Genomic DNA, 19,686 nt, shown 5'->3' on the forward strand with positions numbered 1-19,686 from the left:
CAGCCCGATCGACATCGATGACGACCCGCGGCGCATGACCGGCCTTGCGGCTCGGTTCGGATGAGCGAACAGCCCGGCCTCATCCATGCAGGCATCGGGCGTCGGGGACTGATCTCCATGTATAATTTCTATCGTTAGAAACGATAGTCGTCGGCGTTGAAGCCGGCAAGCCGAGCGGAAGGAATCGTCATGGGTGAGGATGCTCTGGACGGTAGACGAGAATCTGGGGATGGGGTTGCACTCATGTGCTACACCCGGCATCCCACTGATCGGCAGGAGGCCAACAACGAGGATGTCGCCCTGAGCATGCACCTGGCCCTGCGTTCGCGGGCGACTGGCCATTGGGAGCCCCTGAACGGCGACTACGGCATCTTCTTCGCTGCGGCTGTGCCCACCAAGGCAGTACCGGATAGTGCCCGCGGGGCCTGCACGGCCGGGGCTGCCCTACCAGGCGAGGAGGCGCCACAAGAGGGCGAGCGCAATCCTGGACTGGACGCTCACCAGTCATCTCAGGCGGCCCAGGAACTTGCGGTGGTCCCAGGGCAGGATCTAATCCTTAAGAGTCTGATTGACCCCTTCCTGCTGCCCCTGAGAGACGGTACCTTCGTAATTTTGGCCACTAGAGTCGCCCGGGGCGGCCAGTCGGACGGCTCCCAGGCTGACTCCTTCCTGATGGCTCTTTCACCGGATCTGCTGACCTATCGACGGCTGCCGCAGGTCCATATCCTGGGTGCTCATGGTGTCCACCGGCCCAGGGCGCGGCTTCTGGACGATGGCCAGGGCTGCCGGCTTTACTGGGACGACGACCTCGGGCGGCTGTGCACGGCCACGGTGGACGACCCAAGGCGGATGGGCATGGTGGCCGACATGAAGGTCCTGGAGGATGGCGATTCTCTGGCCCAGGGCGACCCCCTGCCCCTGGATCGGCGGCGCGCCTTGGAGGAGGACTGCGGCATGAAGGGCATCCTGGCCGGCAATGTGGTGCTGGTCAGCCCCGATTGCGAGCGTGGCCTGCTGGAACGCTTCGGCCGCATCTACAACACCGGCGTGAAGGTGGATCCGGTTCAGGTGTCGCGGGGTGACGGCCTGGAGTCGGTCCGGCAGGCCCGGGCACGGCTTCTCTACAGCGACGGATCCACCGCCTTGCGCGGGGTGGATTGGGACCAGAGTCAATTAGATCGCCTGGCCAATGATCTGGCCCAGGGTCGTCTGAATTCTGGAGAGACCAGGCTGATCGGCGGACGGGTCCGGCAGACGGCTTACCCGGTCCCCTTCGCCCGGCAGCGGGCCGATCCCTCTATTTTCCGCTGGTCCTGGAGGGGCCAGCGCCTGTTCATGTTCATCGCCACAGAGGATGCGGATGGCAACTGCGTCGACCCCTTGAACGGGCATACGCACATGCCCCTGCGGGTGGCCGACACCATCGAGGGCCTGAGCGATCAGGCCGGCGGTCATGAAAAGGAAGTGGATCTGCTGCGCAGGGGTGATCGCAACAGCGAGGGACGGGTCATGACGGGCTGCTTCTGGGCCCCGGAGATCCACCTGATCGGTGGCAGGCTCTCCATCCTCTTCATGCCCTGCTTTGATGGCCCGCAGACCAATCCGGATGGGACCGCCAACGATCGAGCCGGAAAGCCGGACATGTGGACGGGCTGCTGCCATATCATGCAGCTGCGCCGTGACGACCAGGGCCGGGATCTGGACCCTCGCCAGCCTGAGAACTGGGACAAGCCCCGACCCATTCTGCGTGCTGAAGGCACCCCTCTCAACCCCATCCAGCGCATCAGCCTGGACATGACGGTCCTGCACGATACCGGCCGCTGGTATTACGCCTGGCAGCAGCTGGGCTCGGTCTGGATCGCCGCCTTCGACCCGGCCCGCCCTGACCGTCTGACCAGCACGCCGCGCCAGATCATTGTGCCCGAGTTCGCCTGGGACAACATGATTGCCGAGGGGCCCAACGCCGTGGTCCACGATGGCCGGATCTTCCTGATCTATTCCGGCTCCCTGGTGGGCATCGACTACACCACCGGGCTGGTGACCGCGCCGGCCGGAGTCGGCGCCGATCTATGTGATCCCGGCGTGTGGAAGAAGCTGGACTACCCATTGCAGAAGTCCGGGAAGTACAATGGCCATTGGCAGCTGGGCACCGGCCACGGCATGTGGTCCCAGGACGAGGACGGCACCATGATCTACGTCTTCCACAATGCCGAGCATGACCAGGACCGCTACCTTGGCCGCGACAGTCAGGTACGGCGGGTACATTGGTCTGCTAAGGGGATGCCCGTATTGGATATGCAAACGGATGAGGAGCTCGACCCCACCCGCGCCACGGTAACCTTGGAGGTCAGGGTCTTATGAGTTTAGCCGCTTCCCCCGGCACAGGACGTGGTTCCACCCCGACTATGAAGGACGTGGCCCAGGCTGCAGGAGTGTCGGTCAAGACGGTCTCCAATGTAGTCAATGACTACGAATTTGTCTCCGAGGCCACCAGAGGCAAGGTCAACAAGGCCATAGAGGAGCTGGGCTACCGGGTCAACGTACCGGCCAGAAATCTGCGGCTGGGCTACACGGGGATGATCTCCCTGGCCATACCTGATTTGACCATGCCCTACTTCGCACAGCTCTCCTCCCTGGTTATCGAAGAGGCCAAGAAACTTGGTATGAGGGTGCTGGTAGAGCCCACCCTCTACTCGCGCGAGGGTGAGATTGAGGCCCTGCACGGCTCCCAGCGATCCATGATCGACGGCCTCATCTACAGCCCGCTGGAGCTGGGCATGGACGACCTGGACCAGTTGCGGGTGGACTATCCCCTGGTGGTTGTGGGCGAGCGCATCTTCAGCGATCAATTTGATCATGTGGCGACGGAGAACGTTGAGGGTGCCAAGCACGCCACCGCCTATCTGATCAACACCGGCTGCCGTCGGGTGGCGGTCATCGGCACCCACCCCGGCGAGAAGCTGGGTTCGGCTGCTCTTCGCTTGGAGGGGTACAGACAGGGTCTGGAGGAGGCCGGCCTGGACTATGACCCCCGGCTGGTGGCCCCATCGCGCATGTGGCACCGTATCGACGGGGTCAACGCTATGAACTCTCTGTTGGACCAGGGCATCGTCCCCGACGGGGTGGTAGCCTTGAACGACATGCTGGCGGCAGGAGTTTTGCATTCCATACAAATGCACGGCATGTCGGTGCCGGACGACATCTCGGTCATCGGCTTCGACAATTCAGACGATTCCCAGTATCTGTCGCCTTCGTTGACCAGCATCTCGCCTGGGCTCAAGGCCGTGGCCAGGCTCTCGGTCCGTGTTCTCAAGGACAGGATCAACGGGGTGCAGCCGCTGAACACCAAAGAAAGTCAGCACGTCTTCCGCAAGGTGTCCTCCTCGCTGGTAGTTCGCAATTCAACCCGTGCCCTGCCCGGAAACGAAATCGCCGTCTGATTGTTGATCTTCTTTTCTTTTTCGGGTGTCCCGGGTTCCTTGATTTCTAACGTTGTAATATACTGAAGACGTTCCCGAATGATTTGAGGCGGCATCGGCGGACCATGGAGGCCTGCCGGTCGGAGCGCGGTCGCTTCGATGCCGATATGGAAAGGTGTGAACATGCGTCATCAATCGTCATCAGACGCAGGACGACGGAGCCGGGGAGGAGTTGCAGCGGCGGCCCTCGTGGGCATGATACTGGCGGGCGGCACAGTCGCTTCTCCAGCCTGGGCGGATCAGACCCAAGCGGGCGGCAGCGCCTCAACCGGGATGTCAGCCAGTCAGCCGCAGCCCCTGCTCGGCTATGATTTTTCAGCCCTTGCTCCAGGAGCCAAGGAGGCAAAAAATACAGTCTCAGGCTCATCCTTTGGCCCGGCCCGCATCATGGACGCCGATGGCCGGCCGGCCGGGGCGGTCAAGACCGACGATGCGCTCTTGTTCGATGGATCCGCCTATGTCAGGCTTCCCGATGACATACTGAGCGGACACGCCAGCGCCACGGTGTCCATCCGCGTGCGCAACGATCGGTTCAACGCCTCAGGTCCCTGGACCTACCTCTGGTCGCTAGGGGGGACCGGCCAGCAGGCCGTCGGCTCCTGGACAGCCTCCACCCACACCTCCCTGTACACCTCCATCACTTCCAAGGCCAACGGCCAGGGCGAGACCTATCTGCCGGCAGCCAAAAACCTGCCCGACGACCGTTTCTGCACGCTGACGGCCACCATCGACGGCAAGGACAACATGGTCCGCCTCTATATCAACGGTCTGCAGGTGGCTGAGGGCAAGGCCACGGTCGACCCCGCCGCCTTTGGCGACCACCATCACAACGTAATCGGCCAGTCACGATATCCTGGCATAGGCGACGCACTCTTCCATGGCGCGGTGCAGTCATTCGCCGTCTATCCGCAGGCCCTGAATGCCGATCAGATCGTCGCCACCCTGCCCTCGGAGGACCTCGGGGATCTGATCGACCAGCAGGCCACATCACTGGTGGTCCCAGCCGCTGTGGACGGTGATTTCGACCTGCCGGTCTCGACCACTGTCGCCTCAGTGAGCTGGACCTCTTCGGCTCCCGGAACAGTAAGTGTCAACGCGGCCACCGGCAGGGCCCATGTGGTCCCCGGCAAGCGGGATGTACCTGTTACGTTGACGGCCCGGCTGCAAGCGACCAAGACCTCGAAGTCGTCCCTGAACGCCAAAGCCATCAAGCAGGACTATCGGCTTATTGTCAGGGGTACTTCCAAAGACGGTCAGGACGCCTACTCGCGCGTCTCTGTGCATGATCCTTCCGTGGTCAAGGCCGGAGGGCGCTACTACATCTTTGGCTCCCACCGGGCCTGGGCCCGCAGCACCGACCTCAAGCATTGGGAGCCCTTCACCAACAATCTGAGCCGGGATTACCAGCGCATCCTGGATCCCATCTGGAAGGCATGGCCCAAGCAGTCCTCCAATCCGGACGTGACCGGCAACATGTGGGCGCCCGAGGTCTACTACAACGCCACCATGAAGAAGTGGTGCATGTACCTGAGCCTGAACGGGGGAGGGTTCCCCTTCCAGAAGTCGGTCATCGTCCTGCTGACCGCCGACGACATCGAGGGGGACTGGAGCCTGGTGGGCCCGGTGGTCTACTCCGGCTTCCAGAAGTCCAACGTGGCGGCCACCGACGTGCCCAAGGTGCTAGGCCCCAATGCCGATTTGTCACGCTATGCCAGCCTCACGGATACGGGTATCAATGCGATTGACGCCTGTGTCAAGGATGACGGGCAGGGGGGCCTGTGGATGAGCTTCGGCTCCTGGTTCGGGGGCATCTGGATGATCCGCCTGGACCCCAAGACCGGCCTGCGCGACTACTCCACCACCTATCCCACCCAGGCCAACCAGTCCGACGCCTACTACGGGCACAAACTCGCCGGAGGATTCGGCAACTCAGGCGAAGGCACCGCCCTGGTCCATCAGGGCGACTGGTGGTATCTGATGCTTTCTTACGGCGGACTCGGGCAGACCGGCGGCTACCAGATGCGTGAATTCCGTTCCCGTTCCATCACCGGCCCCTACCTGGATCAGAATGGCAAGCCGGCAGTCTATGGGCGTGCAATGAATGATCTGGATGTCAATCGGGGTCTGCGGATCGACTCCTCCTTCGCCCAGCCCGGACAGGACCAGGTGCTGACCTCCCAGGGAGGCAACGCACTGTTGATTGACGAAGATCGCGTCTTCAACGTCTACCACACTCGCTTCGTGCGCGCTGACGGCAACCTGGAAGAGCACCAGGTCCAGGTCAAGCAGATGGTGCAGACCCCTGACGGCTGGTTGGTCATGACACCCTTCGAATACCGGGATTCGGTAGGTAGGGTCGCCTCCAGCCAAGTGGTCGGCGACTACCAGGTGGTGGTCCATGACCCGGTCCATTACTATGCGGGTTCTGGCTTGTCCAGCCCGGCCATCTATCGGTCGGTGTCAGTGAGCCTGCTGGCTGGCGGTCGGCTGGGCGGCCAGGTGCAGGGCTCATGGACGGCGACCGGCGGCGACCTGACCATAAAGGTGGACTCGGCGGATCCGGGCACTTTGTTGCACGGCGTCTATCGGGCCAGGCTGGGCCGACAGCTTGATGAACAAGGCCATCCGGTCGTCTTCTTCTCAGGGCTGGGCGGCGATGTCTTCACCGATGCCGGTGCCGATGTCTCCAAGGCGGCAGGTGCCGCAGCCATCTGGGGTACTCGTGCCCTGGCCGATGCCAAGGTTCAAGAGGAGGCCGATGGTGGCGATGGTCATGTGACTGTTCCTGCCGCAGACTCCACTCCTGCATCAGCAGGTCGGCCCGGCAAGGAAGGCAGGGCCGGTCGCCTGCCCTCGACTGGGTCGGCCTTGTCGGCTCCCGTCGCAGCTGCGTCTGCGGCTCTTGTCTTGGGTCTGGGCGCACTGGTGTTCACTGCCATTCGCCGAGCCCGAGGCTGAACCCGAACGAGCCGCTACCGAAGCCGCCCTCCGCCGTTGACTTGGTCTCCCGGGGACGGTGAGCGAACCAATAATATTCAACGTTGTATATTGGTCGTACAGACCAGTATCTTCGTCTTCGTGATAGGAACACATGATGAGCGCATACCACAATCCCCTGGTACTCCAGCGGGCCGATCCTTGGGTCATCAGGCACAGGGACCTCTACTATTTCACTGCATCCTACCCGGCCTATGACAGGATCATCCTGCGTGCCGCCGCCAGGCTGAATGACCTGCAGGCCGCACCTGAGTGCACCATCTGGCGCAAGCACGAGTCCGGCCCCATGAGCAGGTACATCTGGGCGCCTGAACTCCACCAGATCAACGGGGCCTGGTACATCTACTTCGCGGCCGCCGAGGAGGACTTCGGTTCTGCCGATCTGCCCACCCACCGCATGTATGTGCTGGAGAATACCAGCGAAGACCCCATGGATGGCGAGTGGACCGAGAAGGGGCAGATCCACACCCCGATCGATTCCTTCTCCCTGGATGCCACCACAACGGTGATCGGGGGCAGTCAGTACCTGATCTGGGCCCAGAAGGATCCGGCCATCGCGGGCAATTCCAATCTCTACATCGCCCGCATGGCCAACCCTTGGACGCTGGCCACTGATCCTGTCATGCTCTCCAAGCCCGAATACGACTGGGAATGCATTGATTTCAAGGTCAACGAGGGGCCAGCCGTCCTGCTTCACCAGGGCATGATCTACCTGACCTACTCGGCCTCGGGAACCGGGGTCCCTTACGCAGTGGGCATGTTGACCGCCCGTGAGGATGCCGATCTGCTGGACCCGGCCTCCTGGACCAAGAGCGATCGTCCTGTCTTCAAAACGGCAGAGGAGAACCATCAGTATGGCCCCGGCCACAACTGCTTTACGGTCAGCGAGGACGGCAGCCAGGATCTGATTGTCTATCATGCCCGCAACTACACGCATATCGAAGGGGACCCCCTCTTCGATCCCAACCGGCATGCCAGGGTGGGACTGGTCACTTGGACCGACCACGGCCCGGACTTCGGACGGCCTCTGCCGGACGATCGGTGGACCCCGACAAGCCGTCAGATCCTGCCTCCCGACGGCAGTCATTGAGCGGCATTGCCGGGCCATGCCCGACACGCTTGTACATCGTTGGAGAAGTGAGTAGTATATAATTTGCAACGTTAGAAAGATGTCGGTTTACAAAGGCGTGGGCTACGTTCACGTATCTGGGAGCGTGACCAAGCGATGCAAGCCATTGGACCAGATGGGCAGGACATGGTTGTTCCGGCCGTCATCGGTTCCTTTGTAACCGTTGCTTGATGTCGAAAGGACAGAGACAATGAAGGCAATCAGAAAGGCTGCGGTAGCCGCGATCGCGCTCGCCACGCTCAGCACCGTGGGGCTCTCGGCCTGCGGTTCTGGCAGTGGAGGCAAGGATGCCAAGGGCAAGGACGGCGTCACCAACATCGTCATGTGGCACGGATTCTCCGAGGCCGATGGCAAGACTCTGAAGAAGATCGTCGAGAACTTCAACAAGTCCCAGAAGAAGTACCACATCGACGCCCAGCTGCAGCCCTGGAGCACCATCGGCGAGACCATGGTCACCAAGGTCACCTCGGGCGACGGCCCCGACTTCGTCACCACCGGAGCCGACAATGGCCAGGGCTGGTCCATCGACGGCACCTTCCAGTGCGTGCAGGACTTCTATGACGATCCCTCCAACGAGACCAAGAACTACCTGCCCAACGTGACCAAGCAGACCGAGTTCACCATTGACGGCAAGAAGCAGCAGTGCGCGGTCCCCATGGGCTACGCGCCCACCACTGTCTGGTACAACACCGATATGTGGAAGGCCGCCGGCCTGACCGATCAGGACTATCCCAAGACATGGGACCAGCTCCTGGATGTGGCCAAGAAGCTGACCAAGGGTGACGGTTCCCAGTACGGTATGGCCCTGTCCGACTCCGGATGGGCAGCCTTCATGAAGGGCAACGGCACTGGTCTATACGACACCAAGGGCAAGGTCACTATCAACTCCGAGCAGAACAAGGCCTTCCTGCAGAAGATGCGCGAGTTCTACAAGGGTGGTTACTCCAAGACCGGCATGGATGACACCGCTGCACGCGAGTCCTTCGAGTCCGGCCAGTCGGCCATGGTCATCGTCGGCCCCTGGGAGGATCAGGCAGCCACCGACAAGGGCATCAAGCACGATCTGTTCCCCGTACCCAACGGAGACGGCACCTATGTCTATCCCGATGGCAGGAAGGGCTCCAACACCGGTTCAACCGGTCTGTATTGGTGGGTCACTTCGCAGGTCAAGGACGAGGCCAAGAAGAAGGGTATCTATGCCTTCTTCAAGTACTACAACAACCATGACAATCAGGTCATGTGGTCTCTGGGGTCCGCCTATCCGCCGAACAACAAGACCGTGACCACCGAAGAGCTCTCCAAGCGCCCCCTGATCGCCAAGGTCTCCGAGAATACGGACAACTCCTACATCGGCATTGCCGGCCTCAAGGGCGGCTTCGGTGATATCTCGGCCACCCTGGATTCGGTGACCCAGAACACCGCCCGCACCGACGATGACATTTCCGCCTCGCTGTCCAAAGCCTCCAACAAGATCCAGAAGTATCTGGACGAGTACAAGGCTGAGGACTGATTGACCATCCGCCCCTGAGGAATCGGTCTGGCGGCCAGTAGCGCCGCCGGCCGGTCCCCTCATGGCTGACCGTCGCCTGGGCCCGGCGTCCGGGCGACACTTTGGAGTACCTATGTCCACTACCACTGGGATCCCACCCGCGCAGGGCGCCGACGCGGTCATCAAGGACAACAAGAAAACCCTTTCCAGGCGCAATATTCGAATCGGGTTGAGCTTTATAGCACCGGCCCTGATTGTCCTGTCGGTCTTCGTCTTTTACCCGACCATCAAGACCTTCTTCACCTCGCTGACTACAGACCGCATCAACCGTAAGGGCATCTTTGTCGGTCTGCACAACTACGCCGAGCTTTTCACCAACGCGGACTTCTGGACCGACTTCCGCAACACGGTCATCTATGCGGTCGCCTACGCACCACTGGTGGTCATCGTCGCCCTGGCCTTCGCCCTGTTGCTCAACCGCAAGGACATCAAGGGGGTCGGCTTCTTCCGCACCTGCCTGTTCATGCCCTACATCATTTCGCTGACTGTGGCCTCCATCGCCTGGAGCTTCATCCTCTCGCCCTCCCTGGGTCTTATACCCTACTGGGGCAAGGTGCTCTTCGGCATCCAGCACATGGATCTGCTGGGGACCAAGTCCACGGCCTTGGCCACCATCATCTTCATCACCGTTTGGAAGAACTTCGGCTATTTCATGGTCATCTTCCTGGCCGGTCTACAGGGGATCAACCCGGACCTGTACGAGGCGGCCTCCCTGGATGGGGCCAACGCCTGGCAGCGTTTCCTGCACATCACCCTGCCCGGGCTGATGCCCACCTTCAACTACGTGGTCATCTTCGGACTGATCGGATCCTTCCAGGTCTTCGATCAGGTCTTCATTCTGACCTCCGGAGGTCCCGACCGCGCCACGGAGACCATCGTCTACCGTATCTATACCGAAGCCTTCGGCAACGGCAAGATGGGCTATGCATCGGCCCTGTCCTATGTCCTGCTGATCATGACGCTGATCATCGGCGTTATCCAGCTGGTCTGGAACAACAAGCATGAGAAGGAGGAAATCGGATGAGCCAGTCGACTCCTACCGCAATCGAGCACGATAAGCTGCTCAAGAAGGCCCATGCGCGACACATGGTGGCCAGGGTCCTGACCTACTTCCTGCTGATCCTGATGACGGTAATCATCATCTTCCCGCTGCTGATTGTGTTGATTACCTCCTTCACGCCCAACAAGCTGACCCAGACCTGGCCGCCCAAGGTGATTCCCTCCTCATTCACGCTGGACAACTACACCTCGCTCTTCCAGCGGATGCCCATCGGCAAGCAGCTGATGAACACAGTAATTTTCGCCGGAGCAGTGACGGTCTTCTCGGTCTTCTTCGACTCCCTGGCCGCCTACGGGCTTTCCAGGATCGACTTCAAGGGGCGTGGCTTCCTGCTGGGAATCCTGATCGCCACCATGATGATCCCCGGCATGGCCCTGCTGATCCCGGTCTACAAGCTGCTGGCAAGCATGGGCCTGGTCAACTCCTACTGGGGCATCATCATCCCCAGGCTGGCTGATGTGGGCGGCATCTTCCTGATGCGGCAGTTCTTCATCTCCTTGCCCAAGGATCTGGACAACGCAGCCCGCATTGACGGTGCCGGCGAGTTCCGCATCTTCTGGCAGATCATCCTGCCCAACGCCAAGTCCTCGGTGCTGGTGGTGACCATGTTCAACTTCATGGGCAACTGGAACGATTTGCTATGGCCCTTGATTATGACAAGCCGCCCGGAGACCAGGACCATCACCGCCGGTCTGGCTATGCTGACCGGACACGGCTCCTCGGTCACGCCCTATGGCGTGGTCATGGCGGGCGCCCTGATCTCGGCGCTGCCCCTGCTGATTATCTTCTTCTTCATTCAGAAGAGCTTCGTGCAGGGCATCGCTATGACAGGCATTAAGTGACCGACAAGGCCGACATCATCGGCACTAGGTACAGGGCCCGTTGAGGGGTGGGTCGCTGTGCCTGGTGCCCAAGGGGCCGATGGGGGATGACCACCTCCGTCGGCCCCTTGTTCATTCTGGATTTAGACTGGGCTGGTGAGCGTAGCGGATGGGGAGGTCAGGCATGGATGAGCGTCAGGGCGATCGGTATGGGCTTAGCTCCGACCAAAAGGATGCCCTGGGGGTTCTGGCATCGGCGGATCCCCACGCCGGACAGTCCAAATGGACCATCTTCAGGCAATTGCCGCCGGCCAAGCGCTGGCCCTACTTCGCCCAGCACTTCCTTCCTGGTGTTCTGGCCGCTGGTCTGGTACTGGCCCTGCTGATCGGCTTGGTCGTCACCAGACTGACCAGGCCACCGGACCCGCTTATTTCAGTTCAGGGCTTCAACATGAGCGCCCATGAGGAGGGATTCGATCGCCTCAAACAGGGATTTATGCGCGACCAGGGAATCAAGGATGGTCGGCTGGTCGATATAGAGGCGACCTTGACGCTGAATGGCCAGGGCTACGACGATTCGGCCAAGGCCCTGACCCGGGTCACTGCAGGCCAGATCAACATGGTGATCGCCCCCGCGGGCCTCTTTCCGACTCTGTGCAAGCGTGGGCTGGTGGCTAAGCCCTCGCAAGGGTTGAAGGGCGGCGACCTTCGGCGGTTGGCCAGCCAGGGCGTACTGGTGGATTCCAAGGGCCGGCAGGTATCGAACCCGTCCCATGCAATGGGTCTGGATCTCTCCCGATCATCTCGCTGGAAACAGGTGCCCGGTCTGCCCAAGCATGCCGTCCTGGGACTGAGCAACATAGCCGACACCGTATCCTACGTCCGGGCCTTCGTTGACTATATGGATTTCGACTGAGTTTCCGGGTCCCTTTGAACTGTGCTTGCAGCATGGATTCCCAGGGTGGATTCCCGCTCCAGCAGACGGTAGCCCACAATCACTCGGCGAGGGGTTCGGCCCGAATCTTCATGGCCCTCCTGCTGACCGACATGGTCCAGCATCATGGAGACGGCCATCCGCGCCATCTCAGTGAAATCCACTGCCACGGTGGTCAGGGTGGGGACGGAGTAGGCTCCCGGTTCAATCCCGTCGAAGCCGGTGACCGCGACATCCTCGGGCACCCGCACTCCGCATTCAGCCAGGCCTCGGATGACGCCAAGGGCCAGGGCATCATTCATGCAGCAGAGGGCATCGTAGGGCATGCCCTGGCGGACCAGGGCATGGGCCGTCCGCCGTCCGGCCGGGGTGGACCAGTCGCAGGCGACCAGGGCCTGGGAAGTATCCATGCCCAGGTCCTGCATGGTGTCCAGGGCCTGCCGGTAGCGGTTCCGCCGCAGGGTCACGCTCAGGGCATGGCTGGCGCTCAGGGCTCCCTGATGGCCGCCCACCACGCCGATTCTCCGCCGCCCACAGGCATGCAGATGGTGTATGGCGGCGGACATTCCGTCCCTGCTGGGAGTCTCGATGGAGTCGTAGCAGGCTTGGTTCTGCACACTCATGTCATCAAAGAGCAGGACAGGCAGTCCGTTGGCCACCTGCTGGATCTCCCGGGCGCTGTTGTGGGTGGAGCAGACGAAGAGTCCGTCGCACATGGACGAGCGCAGCTCCTGGATTTGGCGGAGCTCCTTGGTCTTGTTGTACTGGCTGACCTGGATGATCAGCTTCAGATTCCTGGCGAAGAGCCGATTGGATAGGGAGTTGGCCAGCCTGGCGTAGTAGCCGTTTTCCAAGTCCGGCACAATCAAGGTGAATATGCCTGACCTGCCCGAGCGCAGGGCACGGGCGGATACGTTGGTGGAGTAGTGGAGTCGCTGGGCCTGTCTGATGACCTTGCGGCGTGTAAGGGGTTTGACGATGTCCATGCCGCGCAGGGCCGCCGAGGCTGTCGATGGGGATACGCCTGCGGCATCCGCCACATCCTTGAGTGTTACCACCGCTTCGCCTCCTTGCGAATGACCAGGAACCGACGGGTCAAGTCTGGTCCCATAGGTCGACCCGCCTATCGAATCGTTGCAATAATTCTATGTCCATCACCTGCCGAACGCGCCCACAACAGCGATGATTTGACAAGGGGGCAGCGAGAATTGCATAATCAAATCGTTACGATTCCTATGGGATGACGACAGGTTTCACCCTCTGCAAGTATGCAAAGACGTATGCGTAGGCAAAGCAGCCGGGGTCCTGTAGACCCGATCCGCTTGCCAGGCCTTTCAAGGGCCGGGAATGGAGAAGGAGACTGATGATGACAACCAAGGCAACCATAATGAAGGGCCTGGCCGTGCTGTCGGCACTAGCCATGGCGGGCACTCTCGCCGCCTGTGGCGGGGGGGGGGGGGCTCCTCCACCGATGACAAGGGACGGCCCATAGTCAAGATACTGGTGGTGAAAAACTCCAACGAAACCAAGATGGCCGACATGACCTGGGCCAAGGAGCTGGCCGCCGACTGCGACTGCTCCATCCAGTGGCACGAAGTCAGCGATGACGCCTGGGGGCAGCAGAAGAATGCCTCGCTGGCTGCTGGCGAGATCGACGATCTGAACATCAGGGCTTTCAATCCGGACGATGCCGTCCGCAATCCTTCAGCCTTCGAGACCTTGGGAGATGACCTGGACAAGCTCCCCAATGTCAAGCGCTTCTTCAAGGAGCAGCCCACAGCCCGCAAGTTCGTCACTGTAGACGGCAAGGTCCGTGTCCTGCCATCCAGCCGCACCAAGGGGTTCCTGGCCTCGGGGCAGCATCTGATGATCAACCGCGTCTGGCTGGAGAAACTGGGGCTCAAGGCCCCTACCACCTGGGACGAGATGCGTACAGTCATGGAGGCCTTCAAAACCCGCGATCCCAACGGCAACGGCAAGGCCGACGAGATCGCCTTCAACCCGCGGGAACTGGTCACCGGCAAGATCGGTGACTGGTGGAGCCCCTTCCTGATGATGAATTCGACCGGCATCGTCACCCATTTCAACTCCGGACCCTCGCAGCAGGGGATCTATCTGCGCGACGGCAAGGTCGGCAACTGGATGCAGACCGACCAGTTCCGTCAGGTCATCGCCTTCTACCGTGAGATGGTCGAGAAGGGATGGGCCCCCTCTGACTGGGTCACAGCCAAGGACGACAAGTACAACGCCCGAAACCAATCTGACGGGCAGACCGCCAAGGTAGGCATGGTCTTCGGCTGGGACGACTCTGCCTTCGGATCCTACGGGTCGGCCATGGCCCAGCAGTATGAGAGCATCCCAGTGCCTGCGGCCGACGGGGTCTCCGCTGACAAGGTGGTCTGGGACGGCTCACGCGAGGCCAACCGCTTCGAGGACTACCACATGGCCATGTCCGCCAATGCGACCAACAAGGATGCCGCACTGAAGGTCATTAACCTGCTTTATTCCGAAAAGTACTCCGTCCAGCAGCTCTACGGTTCCTTGACCGATAAGTACCTTGAGAAGACCGGCCCGCACGCCTACCGGGTCACCGACAAGTTCCACCAGGCCCAGGACGCGGCCAAGATTCCGGCCCTGGAAGACCGGCTGGCTGGCTGGGTTCCTGATGCGGTCACCGTTGAGGGCGACCGGGGCATGGATCATGTGGCTGCCGTGGACAAGGCCTATGAGGAGCAGTATAAGCACTACGACCACGAGCGGGACATGATGCCTATCTATGTGCGTATCAGCGAGGCTGATCAGAACACCGTGGCCAACAACAACACCGCCCTGTTCAACTACGCCGTGCCTGTGGTCTCCAACTGGCTGGCCAAGGGGGGCGTCCAGGATGATGCCGCCTGGAAGGACTTCCAGAGCAATCTGAAGAAATATCAGATCGAAAAGAACACCACGATCTGGCAGAAGGCCTACGACAAGGCCTTCAAGGTCAAGTAAGCCAATCGGCGCGGATAGGGGTCCGGCGGTCGGCTCTGCAGGATGGCCGATCGCCGGCTCCTCTGGCAAGGAGGTTGAAGGTGCGTGTGGACAAGGAAGCGATCGATCGCGGTAGCGACGCACAGGTGGTGGATAACGACAAGGTGCGGAAAACCTGGCCTCTGCATAGGCGGCTGGCCTGGCATTTCCGACGATATTGGCAGCTCTGGCTCATGGCCTTGCCGGCTCTGGGCTTCACCGTGCTCTTCGCATACGTGCCCATGTATGGCATCCAGCTGGCCTTCAGGGACTTTGTCCCTGCCAAGGGGCTGACCGGGGGCCGATGGGTGGGACTGCAATATTTCAGGCAGTTCTTCCAGTCGCCCCTCTTTGCCTCCACCATGATCAACACCTTCAAGATCAGCCTTGGGACGCTGGTCCTGGGGTTCATCACCCCTATCATTCTGGCCCTGCTGATCAACCAGATCGGCTCGCAGCGGATCAAGGGATTCGCGCAGACCATCACCTACATGCCCCATTTCATCTCCACCGTGGTCATCGTGGCCATGCTCAACATCTTCCTGACGCCCAATACCGGACTGATCGGCCGCTTCCTGGGCAAGGACAACGTCCTGGACAGCCCCGGTGCCGTGGCGCCCATCTACTGGATCAGCGAGGTCTGGCAGCACTGCGGATGGAACGCCATCATCTATCTGGCGGCCCTGAGCTCGGTGGACCTGTCCCTTTATGAGGCTGCCAAGATGGACGGGGCAGGCCGGCTGCAGCTGATCAGGTATGTGGACCTGCCCACCATCATGCCCACCTGCGTGGTCCTGCTGATCATGAACATGGGCTCGGTACTGTCCGTGGGCTTCGAAAAGGTCTGGTTGATGCAGAACGCCATGAATCTGCCGGGTTCCGAGGTCATATCCACCTATACCTTCAAGATCGGCATCCAATCCTTCCAATTCAGCTACGGAACGGCCATAGGCCTGTTCAACACGGTCATCAACTTCATCTTCCTGGTCGCGGCCAACTGGATATCCAAGCGGGTCACCGACACCAGCATCTTCTGATTGTGCAGGATAAGGAGCGTCATCATGACTAGCAGCAACGTCGCGCAACCGGCACCCAAGGCGGACCCTGGGGCCATTCCATGGAACAAGCACACCAGACAGCAGCTGAAGCCGGGGGATATGGCCGTCGATATCGTCATCGCCCTGCTCCTGGCCGTCATTCTTTTGGCGGTCATCTACCCGCTCTGGTTCATCGTGGTCGCATCCCTGTCCGACCAGGGGGCGGTCTCCTCGGGGCGGGTCACGCTCTGGCCCGTGGGCTTCACGCTGGCCGGCTACCAGAGGGTTTTCCAGGATGCCCGCATCTGGACCGGCTATGGAAATACGGTCCTGTACGCCGTCCTGGGTACAGCTCTGAACCTGGTGGTCACCATGCCTGCGGCCTTCGCCCTGTCACGCCTGGAGTTCAAGCCCCGCAGAGTGTTGCTCTTCCTGTTCACCTTCACCATGTACTTCGCCGGCGGGCTCATCCCCAACTACCTGCTCTACAAGCAGCTAGGCCTGCTCAACAGCATGTGGGTCTTCATCCTGCCTGGTGCCTTGAGCGTTTGGAACCTGATCATCGCCCGTTCATTCTTTGAGACATCCATACCCGAGGATCTGCATGATGCGGCGCGAATCGACGGACTGGGCTACTTCGGCTACTTCATGAAGATCGTCATCCCCCTAAGCTCGGCCATCATCGCCGTCATCGGCCTTTACTACTTCGTGGGCCACTGGAACGACTACTTCACCGGTCTGATCTACATCCGCCAGGAGGCCAAGGAGCCTCTGCAGAACGTCCTCCAGTCCATTCTGCTGGCCAACCAGACCAACCAGATGGGCAGCGGCAACGGCGGCCAGAACGTCCTGCAGCAGCAACAGCTGGCTGACCAGATCAAGTATGGCGTCATCATCGTATCCACCCTGCCCCTGTTGATCATCTACCCCTTCCTGCAAAAATACTTCAACAAGGGTGTCATGATCGGCGCGGTCAAGGGATGAGACCATGAGCCTCATACCGGGTGTGCAGCTGGTCAGGCGGGCGGATGGGTCTGTGGCCCAGTTGCACGCTCTTGGCATGCTGAAGGATGGCAGCCGCTGGCTGGCCTATGGCGAGATCAAGACCGGGGGCAGCCGGTTCGGGGGAATCTGCTGCTATGCCACTGAGGACTTCGTCCACTGGCACGACCTGGGCTGCGCTCTGCCAGTGGGGGCTCCGGGAGGGATGACCTCTCCGGGGCGGATTGTGGAGCGCCCTAGGGTCCTGCGTTGTTCGGCCAACGGTATCTATGTCATGTACCTGCATGTGGAAGGCGAGGGGGATTACCGTTACGCCCATGTGGGCACGGCTGTCAGCGAGCGGCCCGAGGGACCCTTCCGGCCCCTTTCAACCATGCGGTTTGGCATGAATGCCAGCCGCGACATCTTCGCCTTCCAGGACCAGGATGGCAGCGGGTATCTGGTTTCCGAGGACCGGGATCAGGGAACCCACATCTACCGGCTCTCAAGGGACTACCTGTCTTTGGTGGAGGATCTGGTCTGTCTGCGTGGCCAGGACGGCCGCTTCGGCTATGAGTCCCCCATCCTCCTGCACCGGGGCGGCTGGTACTACTGGTTCGGTTCGCAGCTGACCGGCTGGGATTGCAACGACAACATGGTGTCAGTTTCGCGGGACCTGCGCGGTCCATGGAGCCCGTGGAAGCCTGTGGCGCCTCTGGGGACGCAGACCTACCAGTCGCAGTGCGACGCCATCGTGCCCCTGTCGGATGATCCGGCCATGCCCTGCCTGTACATCGGAGATCGGTGGCGGCCGGATCATCTGGGCGAATCCCCGCTGGTGACCTTGCCCATATTGATCAACGACGGTTGCGTTCGTCTGCTCTGGCGGGAACAATGGAATCCAGAAAAGGGGTGGCGATGAAGCGCTTCGCAGTGGGATACGAGTTCCTATGCCGAATCATCATGATGATATTCGTGGTCCATGTGGCCTTTCTGGCCCATACTCTGCTGGGACTTGTCCTAGTCGGATTCTTCCCCTCCATGGCGGCCACCTGCACCACGTACCGGACCTGGCTGCTGGACCTGAAAGACCGCTCATGGACGGTCAAGCAGACCTGGATGACCTTCCACCGGGCCTGGCGCTCAGAGCTGGCTGCGGCCAACCGCTTCGGATGGCCCCAGTTCCTGGTCTGGGCACTCCTGATCTGGGAGTACTGGCTGACCATGACCAATGACATGGGCACCCTGACACCGGTGGTCTCCGGCCTGCTCCTCCTGCTCAACCTGTTGTACGGGCTTTTCGTCCTACTCAGCTGGCCGGTGCGGTCCAACTTCGACGAGGGCCCGCTTTGGGCGGCCCGGACCGCCCTGTCCATGGTGGTGGGGCGTCCCCTATGCTCGCTGATGGTCCTGGCCCTGCTCATGATCACGGGCTGGGCCTACTACACCTGGCCGGGTCTGGCCGTGACCTTCGGCCTGGCCGTGCCGCTCTTTGCAGACATGGCCGCCGTTTATTCCTGGGGACGGCTGCCGGGCATGGATGTCCATGTGCTCGAACCCGCCAAAAAGCGGGTCAGCGGGTCAGGGTCCGCTTCAAAATCCGATACTCGCTCTCGGTGATGGGCATAATGGATCCGTGGCGCTTGGTCAGTCGGCCGAAGTCCATGTCGTTGACCAAGGTCCAGTCCTGTTGCCGCCTGGATGACAGATCAGCCGAGCGGAAGGGCAGGTAGCCCCGGCCCTCGATGAACTGGTCGCAGATCAGGCCGAAGGGCATGGTCCGGCCGTCGGGTCCAGCGGCATCGGCATCGTTGTAAAGGAAGAGCTCGGGGCCCTCCAGATAGCGCGAGGAGTAGCGCCCCTGGCCGAAGATGTCGGTCAGGTTGGATAGGTAGGACCAGGCTTGGTCGTCGTCCGTGCGCACCAGCTCATGGGTGACCGCATAGGGGTTGCGCGTGCGCTCCAGGGTGATCTGGTCATCCTTGGAGGCCCGGTACCACCAGCCGTCGGGCGCCTTGAGCATGGTTGTGTCGATGATCCCGTTGCTGCGGTCGATCCACTTTACCGGGCGGGAGAAGGTAATCAGGTCAGTGCTGGTGGCGTAGTACATGTTGACGCCGTCACCCAGCTCGTTGGCCAGGTCGGCTGCAGCCGGGTCTTCGGAGCTGTCGGCCGCCGCCGTGGCCCAGAAGACTATCCATTGCTCCCTGTCGGCATCCCAGCAGGCCTCCGGTGCCCAGGCCATGCCGGCCTTGGGAATGGCCGAGGCCACATCCACCAGGCGGGGCCTGCCCCAGTGGGCCAGGTCAGGCGAATCCCAGATGACCAGGCCGGTGGATCCGTTCACGGTGGCCCGGCCCTCCTGCCAGCCGCCCCTGTGGTAGACGGACAGATCGGTGGCGATGATGTGGAAGAGGCCGTCCGGTCCCCGGACGACATAGGGGTCGCGCACGCCGCCCTCGCCCTCGCTCCAGGTCAGCACCGGGTCTGACTGGGCCCGCAGATCATGCCAGTGCAGGCCATCGCGGCTAAGGGCGAAGTAGAGCTGCTCGTCCGTCTCGGCCTGTTCGTGTCCGGTGAAGTGGACGAAGAGGTAGGCGCTGGTCGCCTCCGACGAGGGTTGACAATCCGTAGACATGTTCCACCTTTCCTGCTTACGGCAACGGTACCGTGGCGGCTGGGGACTG

General features: G+C 61.3%; 15 protein-coding genes. 13 read left to right on the forward strand and 2 right to left on the reverse strand.

Going from position 1 to position 19,686, the window contains the following annotated elements:
* Positions 1-189: 189 nt before the first annotated feature.
* The 8 genes from CI603_RS03355 to CI603_RS03390 all read left to right on the forward strand — a co-directional run bounded on the left by CI603_RS03355 (position 190) and on the right by CI603_RS03390 (position 11,951).
* Positions 190-2,361, forward strand: a complete 2,172-nt coding sequence (locus CI603_RS03355) for a family 43 glycosylhydrolase (protein WP_121913042.1) — start codon at positions 190-192, stop codon at positions 2,359-2,361.
* A complete protein-coding gene (locus CI603_RS03360) occupies positions 2,358-3,440 on the forward strand; it encodes a LacI family DNA-binding transcriptional regulator (RefSeq protein WP_046322303.1) in 1,083 nt (360 codons plus the stop codon). Before CI603_RS03355 ends, CI603_RS03360 begins: the two co-directional genes overlap by 4 nt.
* Before the next feature lie 162 nt (positions 3,441-3,602).
* Entirely contained in the window at positions 3,603-6,437 is a 2,835-nt protein-coding gene (locus CI603_RS03365; protein ID WP_183122225.1) for a family 43 glycosylhydrolase, read from the forward strand.
* A 136-nt stretch (positions 6,438-6,573) separates the two neighbouring features.
* A complete protein-coding gene (locus CI603_RS03370; protein WP_121913078.1) occupies positions 6,574-7,566 on the forward strand; it encodes a family 43 glycosylhydrolase in 993 nt (330 codons plus the stop codon).
* A gap of 229 nt (positions 7,567-7,795) precedes the next feature.
* Positions 7,796-9,115, forward strand: coding sequence for an ABC transporter substrate-binding protein (locus CI603_RS03375; protein ID WP_046322308.1), 1,320 nt, complete (start codon positions 7,796-7,798; stop codon positions 9,113-9,115).
* A gap of 112 nt (positions 9,116-9,227) precedes the next feature.
* Positions 9,228-10,178: a carbohydrate ABC transporter permease gene (locus tag CI603_RS03380; protein WP_046322309.1), complete on the forward strand. Its 951-nt coding sequence runs from the start codon at positions 9,228-9,230 to the stop codon at positions 10,176-10,178.
* Positions 10,175-11,056 (forward strand): carbohydrate ABC transporter permease, encoded by an 882-nt coding sequence (locus CI603_RS03385; protein ID WP_121913044.1) that lies wholly within the window; start codon positions 10,175-10,177, stop codon positions 11,054-11,056. Before CI603_RS03380 ends, CI603_RS03385 begins: the two co-directional genes overlap by 4 nt.
* A gap of 163 nt (positions 11,057-11,219) precedes the next feature.
* A complete protein-coding gene (locus tag CI603_RS03390; protein WP_121913045.1) occupies positions 11,220-11,951 on the forward strand; it encodes a hypothetical protein in 732 nt (243 codons plus the stop codon).
* Here CI603_RS03390 and CI603_RS03395 read toward each other — a convergent pair.
* A complete protein-coding gene (locus tag CI603_RS03395) occupies positions 11,933-13,027 on the reverse strand; it encodes a LacI family DNA-binding transcriptional regulator (RefSeq protein WP_121913046.1) in 1,095 nt (364 codons plus the stop codon). The two genes, CI603_RS03390 and CI603_RS03395, sit on opposite strands and share 19 nt — an antisense overlap.
* Before the next feature lie 289 nt (positions 13,028-13,316).
* Here CI603_RS03395 and CI603_RS03400 point away from each other — a divergent pair, with 289 nt between their 5' ends.
* The 5 genes from CI603_RS03400 to CI603_RS03420 all read left to right on the forward strand — a co-directional run bounded on the left by CI603_RS03400 (position 13,317) and on the right by CI603_RS03420 (position 18,619).
* Positions 13,317-14,963, forward strand: coding sequence for an extracellular solute-binding protein (locus CI603_RS03400; protein WP_259465463.1), 1,647 nt, complete (start codon positions 13,317-13,319; stop codon positions 14,961-14,963).
* 86 nt (positions 14,964-15,049) lie between these two features.
* Complete coding sequence (locus tag CI603_RS03405; protein ID WP_110424922.1) at positions 15,050-16,018, forward strand: sugar ABC transporter permease; 969 nt, start codon at positions 15,050-15,052, stop codon at positions 16,016-16,018.
* A gap of 24 nt (positions 16,019-16,042) precedes the next feature.
* Complete coding sequence (locus CI603_RS03410) at positions 16,043-17,002, forward strand: carbohydrate ABC transporter permease (protein WP_046322317.1); 960 nt, start codon at positions 16,043-16,045, stop codon at positions 17,000-17,002.
* A 4-nt stretch (positions 17,003-17,006) separates the two neighbouring features.
* Positions 17,007-17,921 carry a family 43 glycosylhydrolase gene (locus CI603_RS03415; protein ID WP_121913047.1) on the forward strand — a complete coding sequence of 305 codons (915 nt, stop codon included), beginning with the start codon at positions 17,007-17,009 and terminating at the stop codon, positions 17,919-17,921.
* Positions 17,918-18,619 (forward strand): YesL family protein, encoded by a 702-nt coding sequence (locus CI603_RS03420; protein WP_046322320.1) that lies wholly within the window; start codon positions 17,918-17,920, stop codon positions 18,617-18,619. The genes CI603_RS03415 and CI603_RS03420 overlap by 4 nt, the downstream gene beginning before the upstream one ends.
* Here the strand turns inward: CI603_RS03420 and CI603_RS03425 are convergent.
* A complete protein-coding gene (locus tag CI603_RS03425; protein ID WP_121913048.1) occupies positions 18,573-19,637 on the reverse strand; it encodes a glycoside hydrolase family 43 protein in 1,065 nt (354 codons plus the stop codon). The two genes, CI603_RS03420 and CI603_RS03425, sit on opposite strands and share 47 nt — an antisense overlap.
* Positions 19,638-19,686: the final 49 nt, after the last annotated feature.

Source organism: Bifidobacterium sp. wkB338 (genome assembly GCF_003688325.1).
Classification (GTDB): Bacteria; Actinomycetota; Actinomycetes; order Actinomycetales; family Bifidobacteriaceae; genus Bombiscardovia; species Bombiscardovia polysaccharolytica.

Bases quoted from the DNA above. Each gene is read 5' to 3' on its own strand.
- CI603_RS03355 (WP_121913042.1), top strand. From the start codon at position 190: ATGGGTGAGGATGCTCTGGACGGTAGACGAGAATCTGGGGATGGGGTT.
- CI603_RS03360 (WP_046322303.1), top strand. From the start codon at position 2,358: ATGAGTTTAGCCGCTTCCCCCGGCACAGGACGTGGTTCCACCCCGACT.
- CI603_RS03365 (WP_183122225.1), top strand. From the start codon at position 3,603: ATGCGTCATCAATCGTCATCAGACGCAGGACGACGGAGCCGGGGAGGA.
- CI603_RS03370 (WP_121913078.1), top strand. From the start codon at position 6,574: ATGAGCGCATACCACAATCCCCTGGTACTCCAGCGGGCCGATCCTTGG.
- CI603_RS03375 (WP_046322308.1), top strand. From the start codon at position 7,796: ATGAAGGCAATCAGAAAGGCTGCGGTAGCCGCGATCGCGCTCGCCACG.
- CI603_RS03380 (WP_046322309.1), top strand. From the start codon at position 9,228: ATGTCCACTACCACTGGGATCCCACCCGCGCAGGGCGCCGACGCGGTC.
- CI603_RS03385 (WP_121913044.1), top strand. From the start codon at position 10,175: ATGAGCCAGTCGACTCCTACCGCAATCGAGCACGATAAGCTGCTCAAG.
- CI603_RS03390 (WP_121913045.1), top strand. From the start codon at position 11,220: ATGGATGAGCGTCAGGGCGATCGGTATGGGCTTAGCTCCGACCAAAAG.
- CI603_RS03400 (WP_259465463.1), top strand. From the start codon at position 13,317: ATGGAGAAGGAGACTGATGATGACAACCAAGGCAACCATAATGAAGGG.
- CI603_RS03410 (WP_046322317.1), top strand. From the start codon at position 16,043: ATGACTAGCAGCAACGTCGCGCAACCGGCACCCAAGGCGGACCCTGGG.
- CI603_RS03415 (WP_121913047.1), top strand. From the start codon at position 17,007: ATGAGCCTCATACCGGGTGTGCAGCTGGTCAGGCGGGCGGATGGGTCT.
- CI603_RS03420 (WP_046322320.1), top strand. From the start codon at position 17,918: ATGAAGCGCTTCGCAGTGGGATACGAGTTCCTATGCCGAATCATCATG.
- CI603_RS03425 (WP_121913048.1), bottom strand. From the start codon at position 19,637: ATGTCTACGGATTGTCAACCCTCGTCGGAGGCGACCAGCGCCTACCTC.